Source organism: Cryobacterium sp. PH31-L1 (genome assembly GCF_030063145.1).
GTDB lineage: Bacteria > Actinomycetota > Actinomycetes > Actinomycetales > Microbacteriaceae > Cryobacterium.
In genome coordinates this window covers 142,729-156,099 of record NZ_JASISM010000007.1, presented here as the reverse complement: position 1 = coordinate 156,099, position 13,371 = coordinate 142,729, and the positions used below count along the sequence as shown (strand labels likewise).

General features: G+C 62.8%; 12 protein-coding genes. 11 read left to right on the top strand and 1 reads right to left on the bottom strand.

Annotated elements, in window-relative coordinates; genetic code table 11:
* Positions 1-88: 88 nt before the first annotated feature.
* On the bottom strand, positions 89-850 hold the full coding sequence (locus QMF22_RS14875; RefSeq protein WP_283455043.1) for a DeoR/GlpR family DNA-binding transcription regulator: 762 nt from the start codon (positions 848-850) through the stop codon (positions 89-91).
* Positions 851-1,068: 218 nt separating this feature from the next.
* Here QMF22_RS14875 and QMF22_RS14870 point away from each other — a divergent pair, with 218 nt between their 5' ends.
* From QMF22_RS14870 to rhaI, 11 genes are all read left to right on the top strand, one after another.
* Entirely contained in the window at positions 1,069-2,307 is a 1,239-nt protein-coding gene (locus QMF22_RS14870; protein WP_283454993.1) for a cupin domain-containing protein, read from the top strand.
* Positions 2,300-3,298, top strand: coding sequence for an aldose 1-epimerase family protein (locus QMF22_RS14865; RefSeq protein ID WP_283454992.1), 999 nt, complete (start codon positions 2,300-2,302; stop codon positions 3,296-3,298). The genes QMF22_RS14870 and QMF22_RS14865 overlap by 8 nt, the downstream gene beginning before the upstream one ends.
* Positions 3,295-4,800: a sugar ABC transporter ATP-binding protein gene (locus QMF22_RS14860; protein ID WP_283454989.1), complete on the top strand. Its 1,506-nt coding sequence runs from the start codon at positions 3,295-3,297 to the stop codon at positions 4,798-4,800. The genes QMF22_RS14865 and QMF22_RS14860 overlap by 4 nt, the downstream gene beginning before the upstream one ends.
* 44 nt (positions 4,801-4,844) lie before the next feature.
* Positions 4,845-5,825 (top strand): ABC transporter permease, encoded by a 981-nt coding sequence (locus QMF22_RS14855; RefSeq protein WP_283454987.1) that lies wholly within the window; start codon positions 4,845-4,847, stop codon positions 5,823-5,825.
* Entirely contained in the window at positions 5,822-6,934 is a 1,113-nt protein-coding gene (locus tag QMF22_RS14850; protein ID WP_283454985.1) for an ABC transporter permease, read from the top strand. The genes QMF22_RS14855 and QMF22_RS14850 overlap by 4 nt, the downstream gene beginning before the upstream one ends.
* A gap of 12 nt (positions 6,935-6,946) precedes the next feature.
* Positions 6,947-7,990, top strand: a complete 1,044-nt coding sequence (locus QMF22_RS14845) for a rhamnose ABC transporter substrate-binding protein (RefSeq protein WP_283454982.1) — start codon at positions 6,947-6,949, stop codon at positions 7,988-7,990.
* A gap of 111 nt (positions 7,991-8,101) precedes the next feature.
* Entirely contained in the window at positions 8,102-9,124 is a 1,023-nt protein-coding gene (locus QMF22_RS14840; RefSeq protein WP_283454980.1) for a LacI family DNA-binding transcriptional regulator, read from the top strand.
* A 34-nt stretch (positions 9,125-9,158) separates the two neighbouring features.
* Positions 9,159-9,932 (top strand): class II aldolase/adducin family protein, encoded by a 774-nt coding sequence (locus QMF22_RS14835; protein ID WP_283454978.1) that lies wholly within the window; start codon positions 9,159-9,161, stop codon positions 9,930-9,932.
* Between the two features lie 28 nt (positions 9,933-9,960).
* Positions 9,961-11,448 carry an FGGY-family carbohydrate kinase gene (locus QMF22_RS14830; RefSeq protein WP_283454976.1) on the top strand — a complete coding sequence of 496 codons (1,488 nt, stop codon included), beginning with the start codon at positions 9,961-9,963 and terminating at the stop codon, positions 11,446-11,448.
* Entirely contained in the window at positions 11,445-12,053 is a 609-nt protein-coding gene (locus QMF22_RS14825) for a histidine phosphatase family protein (RefSeq protein WP_283454974.1), read from the top strand. The genes QMF22_RS14830 and QMF22_RS14825 overlap by 4 nt, the downstream gene beginning before the upstream one ends.
* Before the next feature lie 40 nt (positions 12,054-12,093).
* Positions 12,094-13,260, top strand: coding sequence for an L-rhamnose isomerase (gene rhaI, locus QMF22_RS14820; protein WP_283454972.1), 1,167 nt, complete (start codon positions 12,094-12,096; stop codon positions 13,258-13,260).
* The last annotated feature ends 111 nt before the right edge of the window (positions 13,261-13,371 follow it).

Below are 13,371 nucleotides of genomic sequence, written 5' to 3'. Positions count from 1 at the left end.
GTCTGCTGGATGACCATACGCTAAATGTGCGCAGTTGTGAAACATAACAAATAAGCACACGAAAGGTCACGACTCGTTCGTGGCTGCTTCAGCGCAACTCGACGCGATCTCGAAACTCATCGAGCCGGCTGTCGCCCGGGTCGAGCTCGGTGATGAGAATGGCAATCTTCGACAATTCCAGGGACGCCGCCGTGGCCTGCTGGTGCAGCTTCGACGAGTCGATGCAGAGCACAATCTCCTTGGACACCCGAGCGAAGGCTTGCTTCATTTGCGCTTCGGCTAGCGAAACCTCAGTGGTTCCAAACGTGGCGTCGACGGCACTGGCCGATGCGAAGAACCTGACGTAGCGCAACGACTGGGCGGCCTGTACCGCCAGCGGGCCTACGAACGTGTCCGTTGATTCTTCCGTCTCACCGCCGATGAGAATGGGGTTCACTCCGAGGGTTCCTTTGAGACTCGCGTAGGTCGGATAGGAATTCGTACTCACGATGAGACCGGACCTCGGACCCAGCCTGCTCGCCATGGTTCCAACGGTCGTCGACGCATCGAAAGCGATCGAACCGAAACGTGGAACGAGAGCCAGCGCTTTGTCTGCGATGAGTTCTTTCGCCCGCGAGTGCACGGAACGCCGCTCTTCGAAGGGGCGTGGGCCGATGACCGAGATCGCTCCGCCACGCACGCGGCGCAGCAGTCCTTCCGCCTCGAGATCGGCCAGATCACGACGGATGGTCATGGCTGAGACACCCAGAGCCCCGGCGGCCTCGGTTAGTCGAATGACGTTCTCGTGCTCAAGGGAGGCCAATAATTGCCGGCGTCGCTCTTCGGATTCGGTACTTCCGGTTGTGGCCATCACGGTCTCGATTCTTTGTGACTTGTCTGTTAACTTTTCGCGTTACCTAACACTAATGCAGTTCTTTGCCGGAGTTTGTAAGAGCGAATGTGTGTTGAATAAGTATGTTGACGCACAACGAGGGTGGTGTTACTGTCCCAAAAGGCGGTTCATTGAACCGGTCCTGTTGGCAGTGTCGCCTCCTGGGTGATGCACGAACTGAAAGATGAGTGTCACCGATGACCTCTCACGCCTACGAAAATATCGTCACGTCGGCAACCGCGTACGATCGTGCGTTGGAAGCCGGCAAAGGAATTGTTCGGTTTGCACCCGCCTGGGTTCCCCGTGCCTTTTGCACTCCTGGTAAGCGCATCCGACTGCACCCGGATGACTATTTTCCGCTCGGTCACGGGCGCGGCGGCATTGACGAGCGCTGGCTAGCCTCGTCGATCCGCGCTGACAACGGTCCACTCACCGGGGCCCACGAGGGTCTCAGCCTCGTCGTCGACCCCGACGGCGGCCTCCTGCCCTTCGATGAGTTTGTTGATCACCACAAGGCCGACCTGATCGGGTCGCGATTGTGGGACCGCTTCGGAGGCTGGACGATGTACTCCAAGTTCTACGACAACCTGATGCCCCTGCCCTTCCACGTGCACCACTCTGACGAGAAGGCCGCACTCGTCGACAAGGTAGGAAAGCCAGAGGCGTACTACTACTCACCCCATATGAACGACAACCTGGGCCTGCAACCCATCTCCTTTTTCGGATTTCAACCGGGCACTACCCGCGACCAGGTCAAGGAGCGTCTCATGCGCTTCGCCGATGGTGGCGACAATCGCATCACCGATCTGTCGCTCGGATACCGAACTCAACTTGGAACGGGATGGGACATTCCGGCGGGTGTTCTGCACGCTCCGGCGAGCATCTGCACCTACGAGCCGCAATCCGCCAGCGACGTGTTCGCAATGTGCGAATCGTGGAGTAACAACCAGGAGGTCCCCGAGGAGCTGCTCTGGAAGGACGTGCCACCAACGCACCACGGCGACTATGAGTTTCTTCTCGACCTTTTGGACTGGGAAAAGAATCTTGACGTCGATTTTGTACCCAACCGGTTCATGCTCCCGTACAGCACCTCCACGTCAGCGGCCGACGGCGGTTCAAGCTATGTCGAGAACTGGATCGTCTTTCGCTCCACGTCCTTTAGCGCCAAAGAGCTCACGGTACGCCCAGGACAAACGGTAACGATCAGGGACCAGGATGCCTACGGTGCCCTCTTTGTTCAGGGCGGCGGCACTTTCGGAGTGCACGACGCGCAGGCAGCGACGCTGATCCGTTTCGGGCAACTCAGCCAGGACGAGTTCTTCGTCTCTGAATCGGCGGCCCGTGCTGGCGTCACGATCACCAACCGCAGCGCAACCGATGACATCGTCATCCTGAAGCATTTCGGTCCCGGAAATCTGGAGCTGGGCCTTGTCTGAAATCTTCGGAACGCCGGTCGACCAGGTCCTCCTCCGGGTCGGATCGCTTGATCAGGTCGCGCGCGTCGATCGCTTCGTTGAGGAGGATGGTCCGGCACGTGGTGCTCGCCGATTCCGAGTGGTGAACGGCGGCGGGTTCGAGTTCGACGTTCATCCCGACCGCGCCCTCGATATTGGTGCCGCGACCATTAATGGGATCCCGCTTGCCTGGCTCTCGTCGACTGGGATCACGCGTCCCGACGCATTCGAGCCTGCCGGGCGAGGGTGGCTCCGCACCTTTGGCGGTGGCCTAGTCACGACCTGTGGACTCGACACCTTCGGCCCGCCCGTAGACGATGAGGATGGCGTTTCCGGCATGCACGGCCGCATCGGGGCCGTACCGGCGCGGGTGACAGAGGTCACAGTGACTCCCGAGCTGATCACCGTGGCCGGGGAAGTACGCCAGACGGGCGTATTCCAGGAGAATCTCGTGCTGCGCCGCCGCATCACCTCGCGTGTCGGGTCCACCTCCTTCACGATCGAGGACACCGTGACAAACGAGGGCGAGAGCGTGAGCCCGCACATGGTGCTCTACCACGTCAACCTCGGGTGGCCGCTGCTCGACGCTGGGACCGTCATCGACATCCCCGCCGCCTCCGTAACGTCGCGTGACCCCGACGCGGCTACTGGTTTCAATCAGCGGGCTGAAATCGGTGAGCCCGTGGCCGGCACGCGCGAGCAGGTCTATATCCACACCGCTGGCGATGAGCGCGTCGCCCGGGTGACCAACGCGGCCCGGGGATTGACATTCACCCTCCGTCACTCCCAGACGCTACCGGCGATCTTTCAATGGAAACTGACCGCCACAAAGCACTATGTGCTGGGTCTCGAACCTGCAAACACCCCCGAAATTCAGGGCCGCGCCGCTGCACGGGCCAACGGCATGTTGCCCCGACTGGAGCCGGGCGAGAGCCGTACCTATGTGATCGAAATCGAGGTGAGCGCAGCATGAATGACACCGCACTGTTGGAACTCCATGGCGTTACCAAGACTTTCGGCGCGGTGGCCGCGCTGGTCAACGCAGAGCTGGTTCTCAAGGCCGGCTCTATCCATGCCGTCATCGGCGAGAACGGCGCGGGCAAGTCAACGCTCGTCAAGATCATCGGCGGTTTGTATCGCCGCGACGCTGGCACATTTCTGCTGGACGGGGAAAGCGTCGACTTTCACAACACGCGCGAGGCAAAAGCCGCGGGCATCGCTGTCATCTACCAGGAGCCAACGCTGTTCCCCGACCTTTCGGTCGCCGAGAACCTCTTCGTTGGCCGTCAGCCGTACACCCGATTTGGCGCGCTCGACCGCGCGAAAATGCGCCGCGAGACTCGCGAGCTCACGCAAAGGCTCGGCGTGCCGATCGATCCCGACCGCGAGGCGCGAGGACTGTCGATCGCAGACCAGCAGGTCGTCGAAATCGCCAAGTCAATCTCGGTCGGTGCCAAGGTCATCGTCATGGACGAGCCGACTGCGGCGCTGTCGGGAATCGAGGTCGAACGTTTAATGGGCATCGCACGCCAGCTCCGCGGCGAGGGAAAGGGCCTCATCTTCATCTCCCATCGGTTTGACGAGGTGTTCGCACTCTGCGATGTCATCACCGTCATGAGGGACGGCAGCTACGTCGCCACGAACGCCACGACGGGCACGACCGAAGACGAGATCATCCATCAAATGGTTGGTCGAAGCGTCGACAACCTGTACCCCAAGCAGGAAGCACTGATCGGCGAACCCGTACTCGAGGTGGAGCGACTGACCAGCGCCGGAGTTTTCCAGGACGTCAGTTTCACCGTGCGTTCGGGTGAGATCGTCTGCCTGGCCGGCCTCGTCGGTGCCGGTCGAAGTGAGATCGCCCGCGCAGTGTTCGGCGTGGACCCCTACGACTCGGGATCGGTTCGAATGAGCGGTATCGACGTGCCCCGGACGAGCCCCGCGGCGGCGATGCGACTGGGCATTGGCTTCGTTCCCGAGGACCGGCGCAAGCAGGGCCTGGCGATGACGGCGGGCATCCAGACCAACATCACTCTCGCGATCCGCCACAAGCTGGCCCGATTCGGATTCATCATCGCACCGCTCGAAGAGCCGAGCGCTCGTACCTGGGCGGCGCGATTGCAGGTCAAAATGTATGCCCTCGACACCGAGGCACAAATGCTTTCCGGCGGAAATCAACAAAAGGTCGTACTCGGGAAGTGGCTGGCCACAAAACCGAAGTTGCTGATCGTGGACGAGCCGACCCGTGGCATTGATGTGGGCACAAAGGCCGAGGTGCACCGCCTGCTGTCCGAGCTGGCCGGAACGGGCGTCGCGTTGCTGATGATTTCGTCCGAATTGCCGGAGGTCATGGGTATGGCAGACCGCGTGCTCGTTGTGCGAGAAGGTCGGATTACGGCGGAACTGCCGCGCGCGACGGCAACGCCCCAGAATGTGATGTACGCCGCGACGCATGCACCGGAGGTGGCCGCATGAGCGTGACGCACACCGTCCCGGTTAGCCAACGACGGAGTTCATTGTTGGGCAGGATCCTCCGCGCCCGTGAGGTCGGCCTGATCGTGATGATCTTCGCGCTCGTGGCGCTGACCAGTGTGACGCAACCAGGGTTCCTCTTCAGCGACGGCGGATGGCGTGAGCTGCTTCGGCAGCCGACGATTCTGATCCTCATCGCTCTCGGCGAGGCGATCGTGATCATCACCCGCAACATCGACTTGTCGGTCGGCTCGATCCTGTGCCTCTCGGCGTACGCGGCCGGGAGCTTATTCTCCAACTTTCCGGGTATCCCGATACCTCTGGTAATCCTGAGCGGCATCCTCCTCGGCGCCGTTCTGGGACTCGTCAACGGCTTGCTGGTCGCCTTCCTCAGAGTGCCATCGCTGGTTATCACTCTGGGCACGCTGTACACCTACCGGGGGATCGCGATCCTCTGGATCGGCCCGCACTTTATTCGATCCAGCTGGTTGCCCGACGAGTACCGCTCGTTCGGTACCTTGCAGTTCCTGGGCATTCCGGTATTGCTGATCGTTGTCGCGATCATCGTCTTGCTGATCGGATGGTTCATGACGAGTCGGCGGGTGGGCCGCGACCTGTACGCGCTCGGTTCCAACCCCGAGGCAGCCACGCTGTTCGGGCTCGGCGAGCGTCGTCTGACAGTCACAGCCTTCGTAGCGAGCGGCGCCCTTGCCGGTCTCGGCGGGCTCGTCTACCTCGCGATCTTCGCGACCGGTGATGCGCAGGTCGGTACCGGATATGAGCTGCAGGCTGTAGCGGCAGCCGTGGTGGGCGGAGTCGCCATCGTCGGCGGGTCCGGCACGATCTGGGGCGTCGCACTGGGCGCTTTTTTTCTCGCCACCATCAGCAACGCGCTTCCCGTTCTCGGAGTGCCGAGCCTCTGGCAGCAGTCGATCGTCGGTGTGTTGATTGTCGGCGCCATCCTGCTCGACCGCATTGTGTTCATCACCCGCATTCGCCGGGCGAAGAGAAAGGGGACTGCGACATGAGAGCCGACACCGTAACGATCACAACCAACGCCGTAGGTAGTGCTGCCGCACAGTACCGCAGGCACAGCCACCCGCTGTGGCGCCGGATGCTGCTGCGTACAGAGACGGCAATCGTCCTGGCCATCATCCTGCTGATCATCTTTGCCATCACCACGGTGCCGTATTTTGCTCAGCCGTATACCTACCTGACGATGATCCTGAACTCCGCGCCGATCCTGCTCATGCTGTTGCCGGTGACCCTGATCATCATCACCGGCGACATTGATCTGTCAGTCGGCAGTGTGGTCGGCTTCTCAAGTGCCATATTCGGGTTGAGCTTTCACGCTGGAGTTCCCCTTCCACTAGCCGCCGGGGTCGCGGTCGTTGGCGGTGGCTTGGTGGGCCTCCTCAACGGCGTGCTCGTGACGGTCGTCGGATTGCCGAGCCTGGCGGTCACCATCGGCACTTTGGCGCTGTTTCGCGGCATCGCCGTCGGGCTGCTTGGCACTACGGCGATCACGGGTTTTCCTAGTGAGGTCACGCAGTTCATCGGCGCTCCGCTGTTCGTCGGTGCTCCAGTTCCGATGGTGACCGTGGCGATCATCGTGGTCGCGATCGGTTTCGCGGTGCTATTGCACCTCACTCCGTTTGGACGCGGTGTATTCGCCATCGGATTGAGCTCCGAGACGGCCGCGTTCTCGGGCGTTCGGGTCAATCGCACACGGCTCATTCTGTTCGTTCTCAGCGGGCTGGTCGCGTCGGCGACCGGTGTGTACTACACGCTGCAGTACAGCAATGCGATTGGAACGAACGGCCTTGGTTTTGAGTTGCAGGTCGTGACAGCCATTGTGCTGGGCGGCGTCTCGATTTGGGGCGGCCGCGGCTCAATACTCGGGGCACTGGCCGGCGGCGTGCTGATCGCAACGCTGAACAAGACGCTGCAGCTCGCCGGTATCGGCTCCGACACGATAAGCATCGTCACTGGCGCCACCCTAATCTTCTCCGTCGTTGTCGCCGGTATTGCGGGATTCATCTCGCGGCGGCGGCGGTCGAAGGCCTCCGTGATCGCGGCAGGCGTTGAAAAGCACCGGGCAATCCCTAATCCGAAATCTGTACCAAGCAACCACTAGGAAGGCAAAACAGTGAATTTCACATTCAGTAAGTCGGCGCACAGGCGCGCTGCATCCATCGCCGTGGCCATCGCGGCCGCGTCGGTGCTGCTGGCCGGCTGCGCCGCACCCACGGGCGGCTCCACCGGGACCGACGCCGCTGGCGCCGGAAGCTTGACCGTTATCCCCAAGAGCCTTGGCAACAAGTACTTCGAGGCCTCCGACAAGGGTGCTAAAGCAGCTGCGGACGAACTCGGCCTTGACTTCTCCGAGGTCGGTCCGACCTCGACCGGTTCGGCCGATCAGGTTCCGTTCATCCAAACGGCGATCCAGACCGGCCAGAAGGCGATCGCCATCGCGGCGAACGACCCGGCTGCCGTTTGCAACGATCTAAAGGCGGCACAGGACGCTGGCGTCAAGGTCGTTGCCTTCGACACCGACACGGACTGCCGCGACATCTTCATCAACCAGGCCACGGTCGATGGCATCGCCCAGGGACTGGTCGACCTGACCTCGAAGCACCTCGGAACGGCCGGAGGTACCATCGCAATCCTCTCCGGTGGTGCCAACGCAGCAAACCTCAACGCCTGGGTCGATGCGATGACTGCTCTCATCGAGAAGGAACACCCGGAGATCACGATCGCCCAGGTTGCATACGGTGAAGACGTTGACCAGAAGGCCTACCAGGCAGCTCAGGGACTCATGCAGAGCATTCCGGATCTCAAAGCCATCATCGCTCCGGACACGGTGTCGGTGAAGGAAGCAGCACACTACCTGTCTGACACCCCGCAGTTCCAGGGCAAAGTGTGGGTCACTGGCCTCGGTCTGCCGAGCGAGATGGCGACTTATGTCACGAGCGGCATCATCGAGCAGTTCGGTCTCTGGAATCCTGAGGACCTGGGGTACCTGGCCACCTACGCCGCGGACGCACTCACTCAGGGCACGATCACAGGCAAGGAGGGCGACAAGTTCACCGCTGGAAAGCTTGGAGACTTCGCTGTCGGCACCGGGGGAGAGGTCGTTCTCGGCCCGATGTTCGTGTTCGACAAGTCCAACGTCGGTGACTTCTCGTTCTAAGCGAGCTGACAGCTGACTCCACCCGGGTCGAGCTGAATCCACACAGGGGGTGGAGCCTGCAACGTTCTTCGTTGCAGGCTCCACCCGTCCCCAGCAGGATGGAGGAAGACGATGGCGACCATTCACGATGTCGCAAAATATGCGGGCGTCTCGGCGGGCACCGTCAGTAACGTCCTCAATCGTCCCGGCTACGTCGCCCCCCAGACTCGGGACCGCGTTCTGGCGGCAATCGCCCATCTGGGTTTCACCCCCATCCAACGGGCCCGCAAGTACCCTGCCGGTCGCCAGCGCACCCTGGGGCTCGCCCTGGCCGATCTGGTCAATCCGTTTTTCGTCGACGTCGCCCTGGGTGCCGAAGCCGAAGCAAAGTCACTCGGTGTGGGGGTGGTTATTGTGCACAACGGCGACGATGTCGCGCGTGAACAGGACAACCTCGACCTGCTCGTGCAGCAGCGCGTTCACGGCATCATGATCGCGCCGGTGCGCGCCCTCGCTGCGACGGTCGAGCGCCTCGATGCCCGCGATATCCCCCTCGTTTACGTGGACCGCGTAAACGAGGAGACCGAGCGTTGCTGGGTCAAGACCGACGATGTCGCGGGAGGTCGGCTGGCTGGCGAGCATCTGATTGAGCTCGGCCACCGTAACGTCGCCTTCGTCGGCAACTTCGCCAGCAGTTTGCAGGCCAATCGTCGGTTCGATGGCTTCGCCGCGACGCTCGCTGAAGTTGATGTTTTGCCCGAGCGGGTCCCTACCGACTCCTGGCGAATCACCGATGGACGAATGGCAGGCGCAGCGCTCGCCGCACGGGCCACCGCCGAACTGCCGACCGCGATCATGTGCGGCAACGACCTCACCGCGCTCGGCGTGCTCCTCGAGTTCGCACACCGCGGCATCCGCGTTCCCGACGATGTCTCGATCGTGGGTTTTGACGATCTGTCCTGGTCGGAAGCAGCCACTGTTCCTCTTACGACCGTCCGTCAGCCGCGTGAAGAAATGGGCCGGCAAGCAGTGCGCCTGCTCCTCGACGAGATCGACCGTGGCGAGGCCCATGCGCACCACCACGAACTGCTGGTCCCCGAACTTGTCGCCCGCGCGTCGAGCGCGGCCCCACGCCCGATGCGCTCTGACAACTGAGCTGTCGCTCACTCTTGACCCATAAGGAGACCCCATGGTTACCAGCTGGCAACCCGAACTTGTAACCGACGATCTCGTCGCCCTGACTCATTCCCTGGGCGAGCCCGCCAAAGACTTAGTGATCCTGGCCGAGGGCAACACCTCCCGGCGCCTCGCCGATGGTCGAATCGTCGTGAAGGCATCGGGCGCCTATATGTCTACGGTGACTCGTGACGACTTCGTCGTCACCGACGTTCAACCTCTCATCGACCTGATGGATGACCCCACCTCGACCCAGGAGGACCTCACCGAGATGCTCGACACTGGTGAGCATACCGGGACGAGGCGGCGCGCGTCGATCGAGACGCTCGTGCACGTAGCAGTGCAGTCGGTGCAGCCCACCGCCTATGTCGCGCACACCCATCCGACATCGGTGCTCGGTCTGCTCGCAAGCGTGCACGCGGAGTCGGCGTTCGCGCAGTGGGTCTATTCCGACGAGGCCGTCGTCATCGGTACCCCCCTCTTCGTGCCGTACGCGGCACCCGGTATCGCGCTCGGCCGGCTCTTCCTTCAACGTCTGCGTGACTACGTGGCGACGCGGGGCGAGCTGCCATCGGTCGTACTTTTGGGCAATCATGGCATTGTCGCGATCGGAGGTAGCGCAGAGGCCGTTGAGGCGATCACCCTCATGACCGTCAAGGGTGCCCGAACCCGCGTGCAGGCGCTGTCGATCGGTGGGGTGATCGGCCTCGGCGACGACACCGTGGCACACTACTTCGAGCGCACGGACATGGCCGAGCGCCGCAAGAACCTTGCAGGCACCGCCTGATGCCGGTTGGAACAGGTCCAGAGTGGCGATGACAGCGCTGTGGATCGGCATCGATCTCGGCACTCAGAGTGCGAAGGTATCCATCGTCGACGATGAGGGGCATGTCGCCGCGTCATCCGCTGCGCCCCTGGTGAGTCGGAGAACGGGTGACAGACACGAACAGGATCCGCAGGATTGGATCAACCATGCCGGGTCAGCGCTGGCCGTGGCACTGGCGTCACTAGCGTCCACGTCCGTAGCCCGCATCGCGGGGGTATCCATCTGCGCAACCTCCGGCACCATCACAACAGTGGATGCCGCGGGTCGGCCGTGTTCGACCGGCCTCATGTACGACGACGCCAGGGCTGGAGCGATCGGAGCGGAAGCCAACCTGTCTGACCCGGCGCGCTGGGCGCGACTGGGCTACAAAATTCAGCCGACCTGGGCCCTGCCGAAGATTGCCTGGCTCGCGCGCAACGGCTTGCTTCCCAAGAATCGCTGGGTCGCCCACCAAGCCGACGTGCTGGCATCCGCAATCGTCGGAACGCGTGTCGCGTCTGACTGGAGTCACTCCCTTAAATCGGGATACGACCTACTTGCACTGGAATGGCCCGTCTGCGCCCTCAGCGCACTCGGCATCGACCCCGACCAGTTGCCGAGCGTCGTCGCTCCCGGCACGGAGCTCGGCCGATCGGGGGCATCGTGGGCCGACGTGACCGGGTTGCCCGTCGGCATTCCCGTCTTCGCCGGAATGACCGACGGCTGTGCCGCGCAACTCAGCGCAGCAACTCTTGGCCTGGGTGACTGGCACACCACGATCGGGACCACCATGGTGCTCAAGGGGGTGTCCGACCGCATCATCATCGACGACGGCGGAGCGGTCTACTCGCATCGCGCGCCCCACGACGGACTGTGGTTTCCGGGCGGTGCCTCGAGCGTCGGTGCCGGAGCGATCACCGCCGCGCTACCCTCCATCAACCTGGCGGGGGCATCCGCGCGCCTGAGCGGCCTGGGGCACCGGCTCTCATCGATTCCGACGAGTTATCCTCTGGCCGGTACCGGTGAGCGCTTCCCCGTGATCCGCCCCGATGCTCACGGGTTCGTCACCGTTGACGGGATTGACTACAGCCTCAGCGCAGCCGCAACTCTGCTCGACCCAGACCTTCTCCTCGCCTCGATCATGCTGGGTACCGCCTGCGTCGAACGCCTCAGTCTGGAGATGATGGCTCGCGCTGCCGCCGTCGACGGCACATTGAGTTCGTCCGGGGGAGGCACGTACAACGAATGGTGGACCCAACTTCGTGCCGATCTGCTCGGACGCACGATCAGTATTCCGCGATTGTCCGAGGGGTCGATTGGCATGGCTGTCCTGGCCGCGTGGGCGGGAACAGCCGGAAGCTCTCTGCCCGAAACCGCCTCGCGCATGTCGATCGTTGGGCGGGTCGTCGAGCCGCGCTCCGCTCCGGCGGCGCTCTGGAACGATCGCTACGACAGATTCGTCGCCGAACTCGGCTCGAAGAACTGGATCACACCGTGACGACCCTGTTTCTCGTGCGTCACGGCGAGACAGCGTGGCACGCCGAAAATCGCTACGTCGGAAGTTCAAATGTCGCGCTCACCGAGCTCGGTATCGCCCAGGCCGAAGATCTTGCACGCTGGGCCCAGGGGCAGCCGATCGACGCGGTCTACGCCTCCGACCTGTCGCGCGCCGTGATCACCGCTACTCCATCGGCGATGGCGCTCGGGCTCCCTCTCAGCGTCGTTCCCGCGCTGCGTGAAGTCGACTTTGGGCGGGGAGAGGGGCTGACCTCTGCAGAAATGAGGGCATCGTTTCCCGAAGAAGCCGCCCGATTCGTCGAACATCCGGGTACATCCCCGCTGCCGGGGGCCGAGCCGGGGGTCGACGCCGCCGAGCGAGCCTGGACTGCCCTCGCGGCGATCGCCGCCAAGCATCCTGCTGGAACGGCGCTCGTTGTCATGCATTCGACCCTTATGCGCCTCATTCTCTGTCGCGCATTGGGGATTCCGGCAGACCGCTACCGCGCGGTCTTCCCCGCAGTGCTCAATGTAGGCATCACGACGGTGTCCTGGACGACGCAAGGCACCGCGCTGCTCAGCTACAACGTTCCGCTGACACCTTGACGACCAAGCTCAACACCCTCCAAGAGAACAGGATCACCTCATGACCACTTTCGCTTCGATCGAGCCGCTTCTTGCGCAGCAGGCCATCGAGTTGCCCTCCTGGGCGTTCGGTAATTCCGGAACCCGGTTCAAGGTGTTCGGAACGCCGGGCACCCCGCGCACCATCGAAGAGAAGATCTGTGATGCCGCCACGGTCAACCAGTACACCGGTCTCGCACCCAAGATCGCCCTGCACATTCCGTGGGACAAGGTCGAAGACTATTCGACATTGCGGGCGTTCGCCGTCGACCAAGGTGTCACGCTCGGCACCGTCAACTCCAACACCTTTCAGGACGACGCCTACAAGTTCGGCAGCCTCACTCACACCAACGCGGCGACGCGCCAGAAGGCCATCGACCATCACTTCGAGTGCATCGATATCATGCACCAGACCGGGTCGACCGACCTCAAGATCTGGCTGGCCGACGGCACCAATTACCCCGGCCAGGGCGATATCCGCGGTCGCCAGGACCGGCTCGCCGAGTCACTCGCCGCCATCTACGCCCGCCTCGGCGACGACCACCGTCTCGTGCTCGAATACAAGTTCTTCGAGCCCGCGTTCTACCACACCGATGTACCCGACTGGGGAACCAGCTACGCGCAGGTGGTCGCGCTCGGTGAGAAAGCCAGCGTCTGCCTCGACACCGGCCATCACGCTCCTGGCACCAATATTGAATTCATCGTCGCCCAGCTGCTGCGCCTCGGCAAGCTCGGCTCCTTCGACTTCAACTCGCGGTTCTACGCCGACGACGACCTCATCGTCGGTGCGGCCGACCCGTTCCAGCTGTTCCGCATTCTCTACGAGGTCATTCGCGGCGGCGGCTACGGCCCGGAATCGACCGTGGCATTCATGCTCGATCAGTGCCACAACGTCGAAGACAAGATCCCCGGGCAGATTCGCTCGGTGCTGAACGTGCAGGAGATGACCGCCCGCGCGCTGCTCGTCGATCAGGGTGCCCTGACCCTGGCCCAGAACGCCGGCGATGTGCTCGGAGCCAACGGCATTCTGATGGATGCCTTCTACACAGACGTTCGCCCCTCGCTCGCCGCCTGGCGGGAGAGCCGGGGTCTCCCGGCCGACCCGATGACGGCGTATGCAGCATCCGGGTATCAGGCGAAGATTTCCGCTGAGCGCGTCGGCGGCAGCCAGGCCGGATGGGGCGCTTGAGCGGATCCACGACTTCGATTCAGCGCCGTCCGCCAGCGATAGCGCATCCCTAGTCTGACTTGGTGAACGGAGAGCAGCGAGAGGTTTTATCAGGCCGTCCGAGAAATGCGC